The following is an 18766-nucleotide window of genomic DNA, read 5'->3' on the forward strand; positions in this document are numbered from 1 at the left end:
GTGGCGGGGCAGGGGATATTCCGTGATGCGGCGTCCGACGCCCTGATCCGCGAGGCCTTCTTTGCGCAGGAGGCGAAGAGGTGGCGGCTGATCGTGCCGGACTTCGGCCAGCTGGAGGGGCCGTTCCTGGTCTCTGCGCTGGAATATGCGGGCGAGCACGAGGGCGAGGCGACGTTCGCGATCAGCCTGGCCAGCGCGGGCGAGATCGGGTTCTCCAGCCTGTGAGCGGGGTGAATGGTGTGCGCGGCGAGGTGTCGGTGGTGCTGGCGGGCGAGGCGCGCAGGCTGTGCCTGACGCTGGGGGCGCTGGCGGAGATCGAGACGGGCCTGCAGGTGAGCGGGCTGGCGGCGCTGGCCGAGCGGATGCGGGCGCTGTCGGCGGGGGATCTGCTGGTGGTGCTGGCGGCGTTGCTGCGCGGCGGGGGCGAGCGGGAGTTGGCGCAAGGGCTGGCGGATGCGGCGGTCGATCCGCGCGAGGCGGCGGAGGCCGTGGCGCGGGCGTTTGCGGCGGTGGCATGAGTGCGATGGCTGGCAGCCCCCTCCACCATCCTTCGGATGGTCCCCCTCCCCCGAGGGGGGAGGAGCAGACGCCCTGGCCGGAGATGATGCGGATGGCGGCGGGGTTCGGCGTGGGGCCGCAAGCGTTCTGGCAGTTGTCGCTGAGGGAATGGCGGATGCTGACGGCGCGGCCGGAGGCGGTGTCGCCGATGGGGCGCGGGGTGTTGGAACAGATGGCGGAGCGGTGGCCGGACTAGCGGCGGGGTTGCCTTAGCCCTCCCCACCCGGTCGCTGCGCGACCACCCTCCCCCGAGGGGGAGGGAGAAGGATGAGACCATGACCGATACATTCGAACCCAATGGCCTGGATGCCGTGCCGCGCAAGGCGGCGGAGGCGCAGGCGGCGCTGGAGGCGTTGAGGGAGCCGGCGGAGCGGGCGGCGGCCTCGATCGAAGACGCCTTCGGGCGGGCGGGGGACAGTCTGACACGGTCCTTGGCGCGAGCAGCGGCGGACGGGGAGATCACCTTGGCCGAACTGGCAAGATTGGTGCTGGCGGCGGTGAATGCCGCGGCGGGCGGTGGACGCGGCGGCGGACTGGGCGAGGCGATCGCCCAGGCGGTCGGGGCGGTGTTCGGCGGCGCGCGGGCAGATGGCGGCACGGTGCTGGGCGGCGGGGCCTATCTGGTCGGGGAGCGCGGGCCGGAGGTGTTTCGACCTGCGGGCGCGGGGACGATCGAGGCGGTGGGCGGCGCGGGAGTCACCGTCAACATGCGGGTGGACGGCGGGGCGCAGGGGCTGTTGAGATCCGAGGCCCAGATCGCCCAGATGCTGGCCAGGGCCGTCGCGCTGGGCGCGCGACGGCTCTAACGCAAGAATGGATCAGGCGAAGGTGTTGGCGGTGTCGTCGACCGGGTTCTTGGGGTTGGGGCCGTATTTGTTGCGGCCCGGCTGGCTGTCGACGATGCCGATCCAGAGCAGCCAGCCCAGGTTGATGACCAGGAACAACAGGACGATGCCGCCCATGGAGCCGAACACGGCCATCATGGCGGCAGGGTCTTCGTTCTCGAGCGCCTGAGCGTTCATGGCGAAGTTGCCGAACATCGTGATGAAGAAGACAACCATCAAGGCAAGGTTTGCGACGAAGGGTGCAATGACCCACCAGCCGGTGCGGCCCATGTCGTGCAGGCGTTTCACCTGCACTGCGATCTGCGGATAGATAAGGGCGATGCCGATGATGCTGCCGATGATCGGGATCAGTCCTAGCACGAAGCCAGCGGCGAACAGGATGCCCCAGCTGATCCAGAAGTGGGAGCGGCGCAGGCGACCCTCGAACTGGAACATGGCCCAGGCAAAGTCATAGGCCCCGGTGCCGCTGCGCGGCTGGGCGTAGCCAAGGCCACCGGCGGCGGCCGCCGAGGGCTGGCTGGACAAGGCGATGATGTCGGTGGCGACGCCGTCGGTGCCGACGAAATCGACCTTGTCGCCAATGCGCAGCGCGGCGCGCGTGCTGGAGGCGGCGAAGGTGTAGCGACCGCCGTCTTCGCCGGTGATCAGGCCGTCGCCCGAGAAGCTGTCAACGCTGATGACTTCGCCGCGCATGGTGTGGTCCTTTGTGATAAAGTCAGCCGAAGACTTCGGCGGTTTCGCGGCTGTGGCCGCCGGGGACAGGCCCGTGGACGTTCCGGTAATTCTGGGACGGCAACAGGGTGATGATGAAGGTGATCAGGCCGCCGATGTAGGGAATGACACCCAGCAGGACGAGCCAGCCGGTCAGGCCGACATCGTGGAAGCGGCGGATCATGACGCAGACATTGGGCAGGAAGAGACCCAGCCAGACAATGCCGGTCAGGATGGTGAACAGACCTCCGAAGGCGATCAGAGCGTCATTGTAGGTGTCCTCGCCTATGCCCAGAAGGACAGCAGCGGGGACCAGAGGGATCAGCAGGAATATCCAGTAGAAGAGGGTGAACCACCAGTATTCCGAGCGGCGTGCCCTGCCGTTGCCATCGACATAGAGGCGCAGGCATTTGGTGAAATAGCCCCACGGGCTGAGGTCCGCCGGTCCCTGGCGGCTGGTGCGCGGTGAAGCGAAGGCGGACGACGAGGGCGACGTCTGGAGAACGACCACATCGGTGGCGATGCCATCGCGGGGCAGGAAGTCGACCGACTGGCCTGCGAACAGGCGGGCCGGACGGATCAGGTCGCGGAAGGACAGGCGATAGCGTTGGCCGTCGTCGCCGCTGATCAGGCCCTCGCCCGAGGCCTCGTCGAACTGAAGAATTTCGCCCCGCACAGATGCCCCCCGGCCGACCCACGGTCTGTCGCCACAGCTTTGGCGGAAACGCGCGCAGGCGACAACCACAGACAGGATAATTCTATGAGTTTTCATGAGGTGAGGTTGCCTGCACGGCTGGCCTTCGGGTCGACGGGCGGGGTGGAGCGGCGCACCGAGATCGTGACGCTGGCGTCCGGTTATGAGCGGCGGTCGACGCCGTGGGCGCAGGGGCGCAGGCGGTATCTGATCGGGGCGAACCTGAGGTCACTGGACGACATGGCGGCGCTGACGGAGTTTTTCGAGGCGCGGCGGGGGCGGCTGTACGGGTTCCGGTTCCGGGATTTCGCGGACTTCAAGTCATGCGCGCCGGGGGCGGTGGTGTCGGCCGCCGATCAGGTGCTCGGGACCGGGGACGGGGGGCGGACGCGGTTCGACCTGGTCAAGCGATATGGCGAAGGTGAGGACGCGCTGGAGCGGCGCGTGCGCAAGCCGGTGGCGGGGACGGTGCGGGTGGCGGTGGCGGGAGCGGAGCTGGATGCCGGCGGGTTCGCGGTCGATTCGGCGACGGGTGAGGTGACGCTGGCGGTTGCGCCACCGATAGGGGCGGTGGTGACGGCCGGGTACGAGTTCGACGTGCCGGTGCGGTTCGATGCGGACCGGATCGAGGTCACGCTGGAGAGTTTCGACGCCGGGCGGATGACGGCGGTGCCGCTGATCGAAGTGCGGGTCTGAGGGCGGGTCCATGAGACACATACCAATCGAGATGGCCGACCGCATCGAGAGCGGGGCGGCGGGGCTTTGTCATGCCTGGCTGCTGACGCGGGCGGATGGCGTCAGGCTGGGGTTCACGGATCATGACCGCGATCTGGAGGTCGAGGGCGTGGTGTGCCGGGCGGCCAGCGGCTGGACCGCCGGGGTGGCGCAGAGCGAGGTCGGGCTGGGTGCAGGCGCGGCGTCGGTGGCGGGCGGGCTGGATGACGACACGATCAGCGATGCGGATGTCGAGGCGGGCCTGTTCGACGTTGCGGCGGTCGAGCTGTGGCGTGTGGACTGGGCCCGGCCAGAGCTGCGGGTGCGGTTGTGGGCCGGGACGCTGGCGTCGATCCGACGGGAGGGGGGGAGTTTTGTCGCCGAGCTGGCCGGGCCGATGGCAGCGCTGGAGCGGGTGGTGGGGCGGACCTATGGGCGCGAGTGCGATGCTGTGCTGGGGGACGGGCGGTGCCGGGTGGACACGGCATCGTTTCCGGGGCGGGCCTGCGACAAGCAGTTTGCGACCTGTGTGGGCGTGTTCGGCAATGGGGTGAACTTTCAGGGCTTTCCGGATGTGCCGGGCGACGACTTTCTGACGGCGGTGCCGGTCGAGGGTGGGCGCAACGACGGGGGGAGCCGTCGGTGAGGGGCAGGGTGATGGATGTGTTGCCGAGTCCCTCCCACCCGGTCGCTGCGCGACCACCCTCCCTCGAGAGGGAGGGAGAACAGATGGTACGGGCCGCCCGCGCCTGGCTGGGGACGCCGTATCGGCATCAGGCGAGCGTGAAGGGGATCGGGGCGGACTGTCTGGGGCTGGTGCGGGGGGTCTGGCGCGAGGTGATCGGCCGCGAGCCAGAAGCGGTGCCGTCGTACCGGGCGGACTGGGCCGAGGTCGGGGGCGAGGAGACCTTGCTGACGGCGGCGCGGCGATGGTTGGTGGAGATACCGGTCGCGCGGGCCAGGCCGGGCGATGTGCTGCTGTTCCGGATGGCACCGGGGTGTGCGGTGAAACACTGCGGGATTCTGAGTGCCGTAGACGGGGCCGAGCCGAAGTTCATCCATGCCTATTGGGGGCGGGCGGTGGTCGAGAGCTGGATGGGGCGCTGGTGGCGCGAGCGGCTGGCGGCGGCGTTCACCTGGCCGCAGGCGGCATATGACAATCACGGAGCGGGCTGAATGGCGCAGGTGATCCTGACCAGTGTGGGGCAGTCGGTCGGAGGACCGATCGGGGCCTTTATCGGCTCGACCCTGGGGCGGGCCATCGACCAGCGGGCGATCGCCAGCCTGGAGCCGGCGCGGCAGAGGGGGCCGAGACTGGAGACCCTGAGGGTGCAGGGGACGGCGGAGGGCGCGCCAATGGCCTGCGTCTTCGGGCGGGCGCGGGTAACGGGTCAGGTGATCTGGGCCGCGCGGTTCCAGGAGGGGCGCACGACCCGGTCGGCGAGCAAGGGCGGCCCGCGCACGGTGGAATACGACTATGCGCTGAGCTTTGCGGTGGCGCTGTGCGAAGGCGAGATCGACGGGGTCGGACGCGTCTGGGCCGACGGCCAGCCGATGGATATGTCGGGCGTGACGATGCGGGTGCATCGCGGTGGGGCGGAGCAGGTGCCGGACCCGCTGATCGAGGCGGTGGAGATGCGGCAGGCCCCCTCCACCGCTTCGCGGTCCCCCTCCCCCGGTGGGGGAGGAGAAGCGCCTGCCTATCGCGGCTGTGCCTATGTGGTGTTCGAGGATCTGGCGCTGGGGCCGTTCGGCAATCGGGTGCCGCAGCTGAGCTTCGAGGTGTTTCGGCGGGCGCGGGGGTCCGAGCCCCGGCTGGAAGATCGGCTGGAGGGGGTGTGCCTGATCCCCGGGGCCGGTGAGTTCGTGCTGGCGACCGATGTGGTGATGCGGCGCGACGGCCTGACGCGATCGACGCCGGAGAACCTGCATAATGGCGAGGGGCGGGCGGACCTGCTGGTGTCGATCGATCAGCTGATGGCGCAGGTGCCGAACCTGAAGCGGGTCAGCCTGGTGGTGGGGTGGTTCGGGACGGATGTGCGCGCCAGCCACTGTGTCGTGAAGCCGGGGGTAGAGCGGCGGGACAAGACGACGGTGCCGCTGGATTGGTCGGTGGCGGGGCTGGGTCGGGGGAGTGCGCATCTGATTTCGAGCGCCCCTGCCTCCACCACCCCCGAAGGCGGGGGCGGTCCCCCTCCCCCAGAAGGGGGAGGAGACGACAGTCCTGCCTATGGCGGGACGCCGTCGGACGAGAGCGTGCGGCAGGCGGTGGCGGCGCTGAAGGCGCGGGGGATGGCGGTGACGCTGTATCCCTTCGTCTTCATGGACTGCGAAGGGTATCCGTGGCGGGGGCGGGTGAGCGGACGCGACGGAGCCAATGCGGCGGCGGATGTGGCGGCGGTGTTTGGGACGGCGGACGGCTGGGGCCTGCGGCGGATGGCGCTGCATTACGCGGCGCTGGCTGCGGAGACGGGAGCCGACGGGCTGCTGATCGGCTCGGAGATGCGCGGGCTGACCTGGACGCGGGATGCGGGCGGCGGGTTTCCGGCGGTGGCGCAGTTCAAGACGCTGGCGGCAGAGTGCCGGGCGGTGGTCGGGCCGGATGTGGCGATCAGCTATGCGGCGGACTGGTCGGAGTATTTCGGGCGGCAGAAGGGTGGAGAGGTGCGGTTTCATCTCGATCCGCTGTGGGCCGATGCCAACATCGATTACGTCGGCATCGACTGGTATCCGCCGCTGGGCGACTGGCGCGAAGGCGACGGCGGGGTGGATGCGGCGACCTGGGGCGGTCCGGACGACGCCGACTATCTGGCGGCGCAGGTGGCGGGCGGGGAGGGGTTCGACTGGTACTATGCCTCGGACGCGGATCGCGCGGCGCAGGAGCGGACCCCGATCATCGACACGGCGCACGGCGAGGACTGGGTGTTTCGGCCCAAGGACCTGAAGGGCTGGTGGTCGAACGCGCACCATGATCGGCCGGGCGGGGTGCGCAGTGCGACGCCGACGGCCTGGGTGCCGGGGATGAAGCCGATCCGGCTGACGGAGTTCGGCTGTGCGGCGGTGGATCGCGGGGCGAATGCGCCGAACCTGTTTCAGGACCCCAAGAGTTCGGAGACGGCCCTGCCGCCGGGATCGACCGGGGCGCGGGACGACCGAATGCAGCGACGGGCGCTGGAGGCGGTGCTGGCGCACTATGGGGAGCCTCAGAATAATCCGGCGGCGACGCTGTATGCCGGGCGGATGGTCGAGGGGGCGGATGCCTGGTGCTGGGATGCGCGGCCCTATCCGGCGTTTCCGGGGCGGGATGATGTGTGGGCCGATGCTGGGGCCTGGCGGACGGGGCACTGGCTGAACGGACGGCTGTCGGGCGAGACGCGAGATTTGGTTGCGGCGATCCTGAAACGAGGCGGTCTGGATGAGGGTGATTTCGAGATTGGACAGGTCGCGGGCGAGGTGCAGGGCTATGTGATCGACCGGCCGATGCGGACGCGCGATGCGCTGGAGCCGCTGCTGGCGGGGCTGGGTCTGACCGCGGCGGAGCGGGGCGGGAAGGTCGCGGTGCTGGGCGAGGGCGCGGTCGATCTGATGCTGGCGGAAGCGGCGATGGCCCTGCCGGATGAAGGCGGCAGCGTGCGGGCGGACAGGCGGCTGGAAGCCCGGCCGAGCGCGGCGCGGGTGCGCTTCATCGACGGCAATGCGGACTATAAGACCGGGGCGGTGGTCGTGCGGTCCGGTGGCGAGGCCGACGGTGTCGATCTGGACCTGCCGGCGGTGTGCACGGCGACGACGGCGCGGGCAGCGGCGGAGTGGGTGCTGGCGGGCGCGGACGGGCGGTCGCTGACGGTGGCGCTGGGGCCGGTGGAGATGATGATGCTGGAACCGGGTGACCGGGTCGAGGTCGAGGGGCGGGCGGGGGTCTGGCGCGTCGTGCGGCTTAATCAGGACGAGACGCCGTCGGTGGTGCTGGAGCCTGTCGTCGATGTAGCGGCGGGCGAGGACGATGAGACGCCGGGGCCGGGCGAGCCGGGGTCCACGGTGGGGGCTCCGTTCCTGAGGGTGCTTGAACTGCCGCCTCTACCGGGGTCAGAGGACGACGGACGGGCGCTCGCCGTTGTGGCGGCGGACCCGTGGCAGGCGATGCAGGTGTTTGCGGGGGTAAGCGCCGATGCGCTGACGGCGCGGGGCGAGGCGCGGTCGTCGGCGACGGTGGGCGTGCTGGTCGAGGCTCTGGCACCGGGGCAGCCGTGGCGCTGGGACACGGTGAATGATGTGGTCGTCCGTCTGGAGGGGCGAGACCCAGAGAGCCGGTCCGATGGCGCGGTCTTGGCGGGGGGCAATGCCCTGGCGGTCGAAACGGCGGCGGGATGGGAGATCATGCAGTATCGCGCGGCGACGCCGGAGGGGGATGGCGTGTGGCGGCTGACCGGGTTGTTGCGCGGACAGCAGGGGACCGAGAGTGCGATGCAGGCGGGGGCGCCGGCGGGTGCGATCTGCGTCGTGCTGGACGATGCGCTGGTGCGGGTGGCGTGTTCGCGTGGAGAGCGGGGATCGCCGCTGATCTGGCGGGCCGGACCGCTGGGGGGACCGGCGGGTGGTATAGGTGTGAGCGAGGTGACGCAGACGCTGACCGGGCTGCATGAGCGGCCGTGGAGGCCGGTACATCTGGCGGTGGTGCCGGACGCCGGCGGACGAAAGGTTAGCTGGCGCGCTCGCTCGCGGATCGATGGGGACCGCTGGGACGGAGAGGCAGCGGGAGCCGATCCGCTGCGGTTCCGGGTCCGGGTGCGGGCGGGCGAGGCCGTGCGGCGCGAGGCGGTCGTGGAAGGCGAGGGCTGGACCTATGCTGCGGGCGATCTGGCCACGGACTTTCCCGGCGGGATCGGCGCGGACGCCACGCTGGCCGTTGCGCAATGGGGCGAGGGGTATGGCTGGGGCGAAGAGGCGCGGGCGGGGTTGAGCTAGATTCCGCGTCCATCCCTTTGCGCTGCAACAGGAATGGCCTAACTGACAGGGGACGGTCGATCTGATGGAGCAGTGAGCGCGTGGCGGGTGATCCCTACAAGGAACTGGGTGTTTCCCGGACGGCGAGCGCCGACGAGATCAAGAAGGCGTTCCGCAAGCTGGCCAAGGAACTGCACCCCGACAAGAACCCCGGCAATACGGCGGCCGACGAGCGGTTCAAGCGGATCACGGCCGCCTTCGACCTGGTCGGCGATGCCGAAAAGCGCGCCAAGTACGACCGGGGCGAGATCGATGCCGACGGCCGGGAGCAGTTCCGGGGCGGAGGCTTTGGCGGAGCGGGCGGACGCGGCGGCGGCAATCCCTTCGGACAGGGCGGCGGGGCGCAGGCCGGGTTCGAGAATATCGATCTGGACGAAATCTTCGGCGGCATGTTCGGCGGCGGGGCCGGTCGAGGCCGGGGCGGAGCCGGCAGCGGCTATGCGCCCAAGGGCCAGGACGTGCGGGCGACGCTGGAGATCAGCCTGGAAGACGCGATCAGCGGCAATACGCGGCGTATTCAGTTCTCGGACGGACGTACGCTGGACGTGGCCATCCCCAAGGGCGCGTCGGACGGCCAGACGATCCGGCTGAAGGGTCAAGGCGCTGCCGGGCGCGGCGGTGTCGCGGGCGATGCCCTGATCGAGCTGAAGATCGCGCGGCATCCGGTGTTCACGCGCGAGGGCGCGGATCTGACCATGGACCTGCCGGTGACGCTGTATGACGCAGTGCTGGGCGGCAAGATCCCTGTGCGGACGCCGGAAGGCACGGTCAGCATGACCATTCCCAAGGGTTCGAACTCGGGCAAGGTGCTGCGTCTGAAAGGGCGGGGCGCGTTTGCGGACGGCAAGCGCGGTGATCTGCTGGCCAAGCTGATGATCATGCTGCCCGAGACAGAGGACCCCGCCCTGACCAACCTGGCGCAGGGGATGCGGGACAAAGGCCCCTACAAGCCGTGGCGCGAATGATGCCGAACAAGCCGAATGTGAAACCCGATCGGCCGTGGTTTTCGGCAGGGCCGACGGCCAAACGGCCGGGCTGGTCCAGCCAGGCGCTGAACCACGAACTTCTGGGGCGGGGCATCCGCGCGCCAGAGGTGGTGGCGCGGTTTGCGTACGGGCTGACGCTGACGCGCGACCTGCTGCAGGTGCCGGACGACTGGGTGCTGGTCTATCTGCCCGGATCGGACACGGGCGCGGTCGAGGCGGCGCTGTGGTCCATGCTGGGCGAGCGGCCGGTGCAGGTGCTGGCGTTCGAGAATTTTGGTCAGGTCTGGGCCACCGACATCCGCGATCACCTGAAGCTGGAGCCCGAGGTGATCGAGGCCCCGTGGGGGCGGTGGCCGGATGTGTCGGGCATCGATCCGGCCAAGGATCTGGTCTTTCCGTGGAACGGGACGACGGCGGGCGTGAAGGCCCCCAATGCGGACTGGATCGCAGACGACCGCGAAGGTCTGGTGATCTGTGATGCGACGTCCGCCGCGTTTGCGATGGCTCTGCCGTGGACAAAGCTGGATGTCGTGACCTTCAGTTTCCAGAAGGCGCTGGGCGGTGAGGCCGGCCTGGGCGTGGCGGCGATGTCGCCGCGGGCAGTGGAGCGGCTGGACCGCTATGCACCGCCGCGGGCGGTACCGAAGGTGCTGAGGTTGCGCAATGACAAAGGCTTCGACCGGGCGCTGGCGTCAGGGTCGATGATCAACACCTTTTCCGTCTGGACGCTGGAAGACTGGATTGATGCGGTGGAGTGGGGCCTGTCGATCGGTGGTCTGGAGACGCTGATGGCGCGGACCGAGGCGAATGCGGCGGCGCTGGACGCGTGGGTGCAGCGGACGGCCTGGGTCGATTACTTGGCTGAGGATCCGGCGACGCGATCGACGACGTCGGTGTGCCTGAAGATCGTGGACGAACGGGTCGCGGCGATGGATGCGTCGGCGCGGCATGCGCTGGTGCTGAAGATCAAGGCGCTGCTGGAGGCCGAGGGCGCGGCCTTCGACGTCGAAAGCCATCGCAATGCGCCGGCGGGCCTGCGGATATGGTGCGGCTGCACGGTCGAGACGGCCGATGTCGAGGCGCTGACGCCCTGGCTGGACTGGGCATTCGAGACGGCGCTGGCGGAATAATCTGCGCACGGGAGGACATCCCCCGATTCCCCCGCTATAGGCTGCGCCCGCGTTCCGGGTTGTCGGTCGGCGGAGAACTATCTTGGCAAATGTCGCAGTGGTCGGGGCCCAGTGGGGCGACGAGGGCAAGGGCAAGATCGTGGACTGGCTGTCCAACCGCGCCGATATGGTCGTGCGGTTTCAGGGCGGTCACAATGCGGGCCATACGCTGGTCGTGGACGGCAAGGTCTACAAGCTGGCGCTGCTGCCCTCCGGCGTGGTGCAGGGCAAGCCTTCGATCATCGGCAATGGCGTGGTCGTGGATCCCTGGCATCTGGTCGGGGAGATCGACAAGATCGTGGCGCAGGGCGTGGCGATCAGCCCGGATATCCTGACGATTGCAGACAATGCGTGCCTGATCCTGCCGATCCATCCGGCGCTTGACGTCGCGCGCGAGGCGGCGGCGAGCGCGCCGGGGGCCAAGATCGGCACGACGGGAAGGGGCATCGGCCCGGCCTATGAGGACAAGGTGGGACGCCGGGCCATCCGCGTGTGCGACCTGGCCAATGAGGACGATCTGAAGGTCAAGATCGAGCGGTTGCGCTCGCACCACGATCCCCTGCGGGCGGGTCTGGGGCTGGAGCCGATCGACCCGGAGGCGCTGCTGAGCCAGTTGCTGGAAATCGCGCCGAAGATTCTCCCGTTCGTGAAGCCGGCGTGGCGGGTGCTGGATCAGGCCAAGCGCGACGGCCAGCGGGTGCTGTTCGAGGGGGCGCAGGGCGCGTTTCTGGACGTGGATCACGGCACCTATCCCTATGTCACCTCCTCAAACACGGTGGCGGGGCAGGCGGCGGCCGGATCGGGCATCGGGCCACGCGGCGTCGGCTATGTGCTGGGGATCGTGAAGGCCTATACGACGCGCGTCGGCGAGGGACCGTTCGCCTGTGAACTGAATGACGCGGTGGGCGAGCATCTGGCGACCGTGGGGCGCGAAGTCGGGGTCAACACAGGCCGGGCCCGGCGGTGTGGCTGGTTCGATGCGGTGCTGGTGCGTCAGTCGGTGGCGATCAACGGGATCGACGGGATCGCCCTGACCAAGCTGGACGTGCTGGACGGGCTGGAGACGCTGAAGATCTGCGTCGGTTACCGGATCGATGGCGAGGTGCTGGACTATCTGCCCTCGAGCCTGAAGGCCCAGGCCGCGGCCGAGCCGGTGTTCGAGGAGCTGGAAGGCTGGAGCGACACCACGGCGGGCGCGCGGAGCTTCAAGGACCTGAACGCCAATGCGATCAAATATGTGCGTCGGATTGAGGAGTTGATCGGCGCGCCGGTGGCTCTGCTGTCGACCAGTCCGGAGCGAGACGACACCATCATGATGCGGGATCCGTTCCAGGGGTGATGTTCAACGGGTCTTAACCGGCGTGGGCTAGGCTATGCGTCCGCGTTGGAGAAACTGTTCGTGTTCGATGTCGATCGTCGATTTCTGGCCAAGCTTGAGCCCGTCATCAGGCGGGTGCTGATCGTCGATCCGAACGGTCACGCGGCCCGCATGCTGATGGACATCATGAAGGGCCTGGGCGCGCGCGAGGTCGTGGTCGAGGGCGAGAATGACGCGGCCATGCGGATGGCCGAGGCTCTGGAACCGGGCCTGATCTTTACCGAGCGCAGCGGCGACGGCCTGAATGGCGAGGCGCTGACCAAGGCCATCCGGCGTTCGCACATGGCGTGCCGTCAGTCGCCGATCATCATGATCACAGGCGAGGCGACGGCGCAGACCATCATCGGGGCGCGCGACGCCGGGGTGCACGAGTTCCTGCGCAAACCCTTTGCCAGTGCTGATCTGTACAAGCGGATCGAGAATGTCGCGGTCAAGCCGCGCGGTTGGGTCGAGGGTATCGCCTATATCGGGCCGGACCGCAGGCGCTTCAACTCAGGCGAATACAAGGGGCCGGGCAAGCGGAAGAGCGATACCGCAGCACGAGGGCCCGCGGCACTGGCCGAGGCCAAGGATCAGGCGATGCGCATCCTGGCCGCGGCCCTGAACCAGTTCGACAGCGATCCGATGCAGGCCACGCGCGCCGTGAAGCAGCAGGCGGTGACGCTGAAAGAGGTGGCGATGAAGACCGCCGATCAATCGCTGCAGCTGGCCGTCGGAGCGCTAGAAGTCAGTCTGGCGTCAGGCCCGCCGACCAAGGCGACGCTGGCGGCCCCGATCGGCGGGCTGTTGGCGTTGGTGCATCTGGAGCCCAGCAGAAAGGCCGGCTGACGGATCAGCCGGCCTTCCGATTTGTCCGCCGCATGATGACGATCAGGCGTCGACCAGATTGCGGTCTTCCGCTGCGGCACGCATGGCCTTCTGCAGTTTCTCAAAGGCCCGGACCTCGATCTGGCGCACGCGCTCGCGCGAGACGCCGTACTGGCCTGCCAGTTCTTCGAGCGTGACCGGATCGTCCTTGAGGCGGCGTTCCGTGAGAATATGTTTCTCGCGGTCCGTCAGTTCCTGCATGGCTTCCTGCAACAGGCCCATGCGCAGAGATTTTTCTTCGCTTTCGGCCAGGGCCGTCTCCTGAGAGACCGCCGTGTCGTCGGCCAGCCAGTCCTGCCACTCGCTTTCGCCGTCCGAACGGATCGGGGCGTTCAGCGAGGAGTCGCCGCCGAGGCGACGGTTCATATTGGTGACCTCTTCTTCCGACACGCCCAGCTTGGTGGCGATGGCCGCCAGGTGTTCGGGATGCAGGTCGCCTTCCTCGAAGGCCGAGATCTGGCTCTTGGCCTTGCGCAGGTTGAAGAACAGCTTCTTCTGCGCCGCCGTGGTGCCCATCTTCACGAGCGACCAGCTGCGCAGGATGTATTCCTGGATCGAGGCGCGAATCCACCACATGGCGTAGGTTGCCAGGCGGAAGCCCTTGTCCGGATCGAATTTCTTTACCGCCTGCATCAGGCCGACATTGCCCTCGGAGATCACCTCGCCGATCGGCAGGCCGTAGCCGCGATACCCCATGGCGATCTTGGCCACGAGGCGCAGGTGCGAAGTGACGAGACGGTGGGCGGCCTCAGGGTCCTGATGCTCTTCCCAGCGCTTGGCCAGCATAAACTCCTCGTCCTTGGCCAGCATCGGAAACTTGCGGATTTCAGTGAGATAGCGTGACAGCCCCTGCTCGGGCGACATTACCGTTAGTGATCTGGCGACAGCCATATGGTCCCTCCGACCGTGAAACGAGCGGGCTCTTCGGAGGCGGCCACCCAATGTGCACCGTCGCCTCACCCCTCAACCGATGAAGTAGTGTCGGGTTTCCGCATTTGTCAGTGGCGGATCGTCACACGAAAGCGTGACCGTTGCCCCGATGCCACGGCATCGAACGAGGCTGTGTATAGCAGGATGTCCGTCCTTTATCAAGACGGACTATTGAAGGCCCAGAATCTGGCGATAGGTCGGGTGAACGACATCCGCGTCGTCAGGATGTTTCTGGAAATATGCGCTGAAGAAGGGGCAGACCGGCAGGATCAGCAGGCCCCGCGCGCGGGCGTCGTCGATGACGTGGCGGGCCAGGCGGCTGGCGATTCCCTGACCCTCCAGAGCCTGAGGCACCAGGGTCTCGGTGATCATCAAATTGGGTTCGGACAGGTTGTAGGTCACCACGGCGATCTGATCACCGATTGGCAGTTCGTAGCGTTTGGCGTCCGGGTTATCGCGGATGTCGGCTTCGGTCATCGGCTATCCTTTCAGAGTTCGGCGAGCAGGGCCTCCAGCGCCAGCATATCCGCTGGAGGATCGGTTTCGAAACGCAGGGTCTGGCCCGTGACGGGATGCACAAAGCCAAGGACGGCGGCGTGCAGGGCCTGGCGGGTCAGGCCTGCGGCGGCGATGGCGGCGCGGACGGCGGTGGCGGGACTGCCGGAGCCATAGATGGCGTCACCCAGGATGGGTGAGCCCTTCGAGGCCATGTGGACGCGGATCTGATGGGTGCGGCCGGTGTGCAGGGTGCAGGCGACGCGGGCGGCCATGGGGGCTCCGCCGGGCTTTGTGGGTTGGCCATAGGTCTGCTGGACGACGTAGTCGGTGATGGCGATGCGCCCGGCGGACTTCAGCACGGCCATCTTCTTGCGGTCGCCGGATGAGCGGCCGATCAGGGTTTCGATCCGGCCCTTCGAGGGGGTGGGGGCCCCGCGAGTCAGGGCGATGTAGGTCCGCTCGATGTCGTGGCTGGCGAACAGGGCGGACAGGCCGGCGTGGGCGCGGTCGGTCTTGGCGGCGACCATGACGCCGGAGGTGTCCTTGTCCAGACGGTGGACGATACCGGGCCGGGCGACACCGCCGATGCCTGACAGGCTGTCGCCGCAATGAGCCAGCAGCGCATTGACCAGTGTGCCGTCCGGGGTGCCGGGGGCGGGATGCGCCGCCATGCCCGCAGGCTTGTCGATCACTATCAGGTCGGCGTCCTCGAAGAGTACGGTCAGCGGGATGGCCTGGGGCAGGGGCGTGGCGGAGACAATCGGGGGCGGGGTGACGGCGTAGAGGCCAGGCAGGGCCTTGGCCGAGCCGTTGGACACGAGCTGGCCGTCGCAGGTCACGGCCCCCTCGGCCAGCAGGGCCTGGAGCCGGGCGCGGGACAGGGTGGGGAAGGTGACGGCCAGAGCTTTGTCCAAACGCACGCCCTTCAGGTCGATCCGGGCTTCGAGCACAGGCTGTGACGCGGCATCCGGTTCGGCGTCGTCCAGAAGATCGTCGGACAGAGGGGGTTTGTCGGACACGCAGGGCTCCATCGCCCGCAGGCGTCGCAGTATCTTAGCATGACGCGGTCTGACGGGGCCAATGACGCTCTTGGATACGGCCAAGCTGTGCGGCATTATTGTTCAACCGGGTGGGGGCTTGGAGATGACGATGTTGATCAGAACGATGGTTCTGGGCGCGATGACCGGTGCGGCGGCGCTGGCTCTGGGCAGTTGCGCGACTATGAGCGAGGACCAGTGCTTGGCCGGAGCCTGGGGCGAGCGTGGATACAAGGACGGGCTGGAGGGGCTGGCGCAGACGCGGCTCGCTGACCACGCCGAGGCGTGTGCGAAGTACGGCGTGGTGCCGGAGACGGACGTCTACATGTCCGCGCGCGAGGATGGTCTGCGCAGCTATTGCACGCCCAGCGGCGGCTTTCAGGCCGGGCGGCTGGGGCGTAGCTATGCGGGGGTTTGCCCGGCCTTCGCCGAAGAAGAGTTCATCCCCGCGTTCGAAGACGGGCGGCGGGTCTATGCGGTCGAACAGGCGGTGTCGTCGGCCGAGACCGATCTGAGTTCGGCGGTCGCACGTATCGACGACCGCGAGGACAAGCTGGAGGCCAAACGCCGGGAACTGGATCAGGAGGGCCTGACCGACGAACAGCGCCAGAAAATTCGCGAGCGGATCGACGAGGTGCGTGGCGAGATCCGCGATGCGCGACGGCGCGCACGAGAAGCCGAGGATGCCCTGCGTTATGCCCGCGACGAGGCAGACCGGCTGCGGTTCTCGATCGGGAGCCGATACGGCGGCTGGTAGCGACGCTCCTCTGCCCGGCAAATCCGATGCCAGTGACATATGCTTGACAGGACATAATGTACGCTAGACATTACATTGTGTCTGGTGGAGCGAACCTTTGATCCGAATTTTGGCTGTTCTTGCCGCGAGCCTTGGCTTCGGCGGTCTGTTGGCCTGGACCTGGGCGTCCTGGCCCGTTGCGCCCGGCTGGATCGGTGCAGGCGTGCTGATCGTGTCCGCAGCATTGATCCGCCGATATTGGGATCGCAGACGAAACGATGCAGGCGACGAGCCCGGGCCTTATGAGCGGCTGGCCTGGCACACGATGGTGAGCATGGCAGTTCTGGCCAGTCACCTGATGGCCTCGTTGGCTACGGGCCTCGATCTCCATGTAGGACAGGGCAATACCCTGGCCACCGACAACTGGACCCTCATCCTGGCGGCCGCGATCGGCTGGCTTCTGATGCGACCACGGTCGATGCAGCGTGACGAACGCGACAAGGAGATGGCGTCGCGAGGGGCGCATGCGGGGTTTCGGACCCTCATCGGTCTGCTGATCATTCTATTGTCGACGCTCGGGTTCGCGCCGATTGGCGTGACGGAGACGTTGACGCCGTTCGTAATCGGCAATCTGCTGGTGGTCGTCATTCTGATCGGCGTTCTGGCGGGATGCCTGGCCCAGCTCATCGGATACTGGAACGCAGCGCGGCCGGAGCGGATCGATGGCTGAGCTGTTGATCGGCAACAACTTGCGTCGCCTGCGGTTCGACCACGGCGAGATGACCCAGGATTCTCTGGCAAAGGCAGCGGGGGTCACCCGGCAGACCATCATTTCGCTGGAGGCCGGGCGCTATGCGCCGTCGCTGGAACTCGCCATGCGGCTGGCGCTCGTGTTCAAGCGCCCGGTGGATGACGTCTTTTTCTGGCGAACGCCGCCCGCTGGCGATGGCGCACCATCCCTCGAAGGGAAGACACGATGATACTGCCTTATCAACGGGCTGCTGGCGCGGTTGTGGCCTTGATCTTGATGGCGATGCCCGCAGACGCCCTGGCCCAGACGTTCCGGATCACGCCGGAGGGCGAGGTCCTGCAAGGACAGCCGGTGAGCGTACGGCTGGAAGGGCTGCAGCCGAATACGACTGTCACGATCACGGCCGAACGGCGTTTCGGTCGCCCGGCGCAAGTCTACGCGTCCCGCGCGACCTACCTAGCTGACAGCGCGGGCGTGGTCGATCTGGAACGGGCGGCACCATCCAGCGGGGACTATGCCGAGGCGGATGCGGCGGGCCTGTTCTGGTCGATGACGCCGAGCGACAAGCCATTGCCCGGGGACTGGCGCACGGGTGAGGTCCGGCTGTCGGCGTTGGCGGGCGACAGGGTCGTGGCCACCGGCATGACGCGCCTGATCGGAGCCTTGGCAACCGTAGAGGCCGAGGACATCCCGGGTTTCCCTTCGGCGACCCTGTATCGCCTGCCGGGAGGCGAGCCGCGGCCGGTGATCGTCGTGCTGCACGGAGCCGATGGGGGCGTGGAGGCCAGCCGCCGGTATGGGCCGAAGCTGGCGTCGCTGGGCTATGCGGTCGTCGGTTTGCCCTACTATTCGCCGGACTGGGGCGAATATGGGCCGCTCAAGGCAATCCCAGAACTGCCGGGCAGCTTTATCGATATCCGCATCGATCAGATTGCGGAACTGAGGGACTGGCTGCGGACAAGGCCCTACGTGGATTCGGGTCGCATCGCCCTGTTCGGCGGATCAAAGGGAGCGGAGTTCGCCCTGATCGCCGCCAGCCGGTATCCGTGGATCACCTCGGTCGTTGCACTGGCACCGTCGGACCTGGTCTGGGAGGGCTGGGGACTGGAAATGGTCGAAGCGGAAGGAACGCGGTCATCCTTTTCGTTCGAGGGCCAGCCGCTGCCGTTCATGCCCTATGTCGGCTTCGTCGAGGGGTTGCTGGCGGGCCCCAGCGCCGATCTGCTCAAGATCCACGAGGACGGGCGGGCGGCGCACCCGGAGCGTGAAGCGGCGGCCCGTATCCCTGTCGAAGCCTTCCCTGGGCCGGTCATGCTGGTGGCGGGCGACGCGGACCGCGAATGGCGCTCTGGCCGCATGGCGCGGAACATCGGGGCCACACGCGAGGCCGCGAGACTTGAGACGACGTTGCTGGTCTATCCCGACGCCGGTCACGACGTCGGTGGAGACGGCTGGACACCGACCGTGGTCGGTGTCGGTCGAGGCGGCGGGTCTGCACAAGCCAATGCGCGGGCCCAGGCCGACGCCTGGCCGCGCATCGTCGCGTTTCTCGAGCGTACGCTCCGCCCGGAGAACTAGGCCGCTTTCGACTTGGCCGCGCCGAAATGCGGGTTCAGCTCGCCCCTGGCATAGCGCTGGGCCATCTGGGCGGTGGACAGGGGGCGGATTTTCGACGCCTGGCCCTCGCAGCCGAACTGGACGAAGCGCTCTTGGCAGAGTTTGCGCATCGCCTCCTTGGCGGGCTTTAGATAGGCGCGGGGATCGAACTCGCCCGGCTTTTCGGCCAGGATCTTACGGATCGCGCCGGTCATGGCCATGCGGTTGTCGGTGTCGATGTTGATCTTGCGCACGCCGTGCTTGATGCCGCGCTGGATTTCCTCGACCGGCACGC

The 18766-nt window shown here is 67.9% G+C and carries 22 protein-coding genes; 16 read left to right on the forward strand and 6 right to left on the reverse strand.

Features of this window, described 5'->3' with window-relative positions; translation table 11 throughout:
• From JHC81_RS09615 to JHC81_RS09630, 4 genes are all read left to right on the forward strand, one after another.
• The coding region (locus JHC81_RS09615; protein ID WP_292173826.1) for a phage major tail protein, TP901-1 family at positions 1-225 on the forward strand (225 nt) is incomplete at its 5' end.
• A complete protein-coding gene (locus tag JHC81_RS09620; protein ID WP_292173828.1) occupies positions 222-518 on the forward strand; it encodes a GTA-gp10 family protein in 297 nt (98 codons plus the stop codon). The genes JHC81_RS09615 and JHC81_RS09620, both read left to right, overlap by 4 nt.
• A gap of 83 nt (positions 519-601) precedes the next feature.
• Complete coding sequence (locus tag JHC81_RS09625) at positions 602-754, forward strand: phage tail assembly chaperone (protein WP_292173834.1); 153 nt, start codon at positions 602-604, stop codon at positions 752-754.
• A 79-nt stretch (positions 755-833) separates the two neighbouring features.
• A complete protein-coding gene (locus tag JHC81_RS09630) occupies positions 834-1364 on the forward strand; it encodes a phage tail tape measure protein (RefSeq protein WP_292173838.1) in 531 nt (176 codons plus the stop codon).
• 12 nt (positions 1365-1376) lie between these two features.
• On the opposite strand, the gene JHC81_RS09635 is transcribed toward JHC81_RS09630, so the two are convergent.
• Both JHC81_RS09635 and JHC81_RS09640 read right to left on the reverse strand, forming a co-directional pair.
• Entirely contained in the window at positions 1377-2096 is a 720-nt protein-coding gene (locus JHC81_RS09635; protein ID WP_292173841.1) for a DUF805 domain-containing protein, read from the reverse strand.
• A gap of 22 nt (positions 2097-2118) precedes the next feature.
• On the reverse strand, positions 2119-2790 hold the full coding sequence (locus JHC81_RS09640; protein WP_292173844.1) for a DUF805 domain-containing protein: 672 nt from the start codon (positions 2788-2790) through the stop codon (positions 2119-2121).
• 84 nt (positions 2791-2874) lie between these two features.
• On the opposite strand from JHC81_RS09640, the gene JHC81_RS09645 reads away from it, so the two are divergent.
• From JHC81_RS09645 to JHC81_RS09680, 8 genes are all read left to right on the forward strand, one after another.
• Positions 2875-3504 carry a DUF2460 domain-containing protein gene (locus JHC81_RS09645; protein WP_292173847.1) on the forward strand — a complete coding sequence of 210 codons (630 nt, stop codon included), beginning with the start codon at positions 2875-2877 and terminating at the stop codon, positions 3502-3504.
• A gap of 10 nt (positions 3505-3514) precedes the next feature.
• Positions 3515-4168: a DUF2163 domain-containing protein gene (locus JHC81_RS09650; protein ID WP_292173850.1), complete on the forward strand. Its 654-nt coding sequence runs from the start codon at positions 3515-3517 to the stop codon at positions 4166-4168.
• A gap of 83 nt (positions 4169-4251) precedes the next feature.
• The gene (locus tag JHC81_RS09655) at positions 4252-4698 is read left to right on the forward strand and encodes an NlpC/P60 family protein (protein ID WP_292173852.1); all 447 of its coding nucleotides are present in this window, start codon (positions 4252-4254) and stop codon (positions 4696-4698) included.
• Complete coding sequence (locus JHC81_RS09660; RefSeq protein WP_292173853.1) at positions 4699-8484, forward strand: glycoside hydrolase/phage tail family protein; 3786 nt, start codon at positions 4699-4701, stop codon at positions 8482-8484.
• Between the two features lie 80 nt (positions 8485-8564).
• Entirely contained in the window at positions 8565-9488 is a 924-nt protein-coding gene (locus JHC81_RS09665; RefSeq protein WP_292173855.1) for a DnaJ C-terminal domain-containing protein, read from the forward strand.
• Positions 9488-10639, forward strand: coding sequence for a phosphoserine transaminase (locus tag JHC81_RS09670; protein WP_292173858.1), 1152 nt, complete (start codon positions 9488-9490; stop codon positions 10637-10639). Before JHC81_RS09665 ends, JHC81_RS09670 begins: the two co-directional genes overlap by 1 nt.
• An 82-nt stretch (positions 10640-10721) precedes the next feature.
• Complete coding sequence (locus JHC81_RS09675) at positions 10722-12017, forward strand: adenylosuccinate synthase (protein ID WP_292173861.1); 1296 nt, start codon at positions 10722-10724, stop codon at positions 12015-12017.
• A 60-nt stretch (positions 12018-12077) separates the two neighbouring features.
• A complete protein-coding gene (locus tag JHC81_RS09680) occupies positions 12078-12884 on the forward strand; it encodes a response regulator (RefSeq protein ID WP_292173863.1) in 807 nt (268 codons plus the stop codon).
• 42 nt (positions 12885-12926) lie between these two features.
• Here the strand turns inward: JHC81_RS09680 and rpoH are convergent, their stop codons facing one another.
• The 3 genes from rpoH to JHC81_RS09695 form a co-directional block, all read right to left on the reverse strand.
• Positions 12927-13814, reverse strand: coding sequence for an RNA polymerase sigma factor RpoH (rpoH, locus tag JHC81_RS09685; RefSeq protein WP_292173866.1), 888 nt, complete (start codon positions 13812-13814; stop codon positions 12927-12929).
• A 207-nt stretch (positions 13815-14021) separates the two neighbouring features.
• Entirely contained in the window at positions 14022-14330 is a 309-nt protein-coding gene (locus JHC81_RS09690; protein ID WP_292173869.1) for a GNAT family N-acetyltransferase, read from the reverse strand.
• 11 nt (positions 14331-14341) lie between these two features.
• Entirely contained in the window at positions 14342-15370 is a 1029-nt protein-coding gene (locus tag JHC81_RS09695; RefSeq protein ID WP_292173871.1) for an RluA family pseudouridine synthase, read from the reverse strand.
• Between the two features lie 130 nt (positions 15371-15500).
• Here JHC81_RS09695 and JHC81_RS09700 point away from each other — a divergent pair, with 130 nt between their 5' ends.
• The 4 genes from JHC81_RS09700 to JHC81_RS09715 all read left to right on the forward strand — a co-directional run bounded on the left by JHC81_RS09700 (position 15501) and on the right by JHC81_RS09715 (position 18453).
• Complete coding sequence (locus JHC81_RS09700; RefSeq protein WP_292173874.1) at positions 15501-16145, forward strand: DUF2799 domain-containing protein; 645 nt, start codon at positions 15501-15503, stop codon at positions 16143-16145.
• 97 nt (positions 16146-16242) lie between these two features.
• Positions 16243-16854, forward strand: coding sequence for a hypothetical protein (locus JHC81_RS09705; protein ID WP_292173876.1), 612 nt, complete (start codon positions 16243-16245; stop codon positions 16852-16854).
• Positions 16847-17104: a helix-turn-helix transcriptional regulator gene (locus JHC81_RS09710; RefSeq protein WP_292173879.1), complete on the forward strand. Its 258-nt coding sequence runs from the start codon at positions 16847-16849 to the stop codon at positions 17102-17104. Before JHC81_RS09705 ends, JHC81_RS09710 begins: the two co-directional genes overlap by 8 nt.
• Positions 17105-17151: 47 nt before the next feature.
• The gene (locus tag JHC81_RS09715) at positions 17152-18453 is read left to right on the forward strand and encodes an acyl-CoA thioesterase/bile acid-CoA:amino acid N-acyltransferase family protein (RefSeq protein ID WP_292173881.1); all 1302 of its coding nucleotides are present in this window, start codon (positions 17152-17154) and stop codon (positions 18451-18453) included.
• Here JHC81_RS09715 and JHC81_RS09720 read toward each other — a convergent pair.
• Positions 18450-18766 (reverse strand): class II fructose-bisphosphate aldolase (locus tag JHC81_RS09720; protein ID WP_292173885.1); only part of this gene is annotated, 317 nt, incomplete at its 5' end. The genes JHC81_RS09715 and JHC81_RS09720 overlap by 4 nt on opposite strands.

This window comes from Brevundimonas sp. (genome assembly GCF_016463295.1).
Taxonomy (GTDB): domain Bacteria; phylum Pseudomonadota; class Alphaproteobacteria; order Caulobacterales; family Caulobacteraceae; genus Brevundimonas.

Coding starts and splice junctions, on each gene's coding strand:
- JHC81_RS09625 (WP_292173834.1), top strand. CDS start 602: ATGATGCGGATGGCGGCGGGGTTCGGCGTGGGGCCGCAAGCGTTCTGG.
- JHC81_RS09630 (WP_292173838.1), top strand. CDS start 834: ATGACCGATACATTCGAACCCAATGGCCTGGATGCCGTGCCGCGCAAG.
- JHC81_RS09635 (WP_292173841.1), bottom strand. CDS start 2,096: ATGCGCGGCGAAGTCATCAGCGTTGACAGCTTCTCGGGCGACGGCCTG.
- JHC81_RS09645 (WP_292173847.1), top strand. CDS start 2,875: ATGAGTTTTCATGAGGTGAGGTTGCCTGCACGGCTGGCCTTCGGGTCG.
- JHC81_RS09650 (WP_292173850.1), top strand. CDS start 3,515: ATGAGACACATACCAATCGAGATGGCCGACCGCATCGAGAGCGGGGCG.
- JHC81_RS09655 (WP_292173852.1), top strand. CDS start 4,252: ATGGTACGGGCCGCCCGCGCCTGGCTGGGGACGCCGTATCGGCATCAG.
- JHC81_RS09660 (WP_292173853.1), top strand. CDS start 4,699: ATGGCGCAGGTGATCCTGACCAGTGTGGGGCAGTCGGTCGGAGGACCG.
- JHC81_RS09670 (WP_292173858.1), top strand. CDS start 9,488: ATGCCGAACAAGCCGAATGTGAAACCCGATCGGCCGTGGTTTTCGGCA.
- rpoH (WP_292173866.1), bottom strand. CDS start 13,814: ATGGCTGTCGCCAGATCACTAACGGTAATGTCGCCCGAGCAGGGGCTG.
- JHC81_RS09690 (WP_292173869.1), bottom strand. CDS start 14,330: ATGACCGAAGCCGACATCCGCGATAACCCGGACGCCAAACGCTACGAA.
- JHC81_RS09700 (WP_292173874.1), top strand. CDS start 15,501: ATGTTGATCAGAACGATGGTTCTGGGCGCGATGACCGGTGCGGCGGCG.
- JHC81_RS09710 (WP_292173879.1), top strand. CDS start 16,847: ATGGCTGAGCTGTTGATCGGCAACAACTTGCGTCGCCTGCGGTTCGAC.
- JHC81_RS09715 (WP_292173881.1), top strand. CDS start 17,152: ATGGCGATGCCCGCAGACGCCCTGGCCCAGACGTTCCGGATCACGCCG.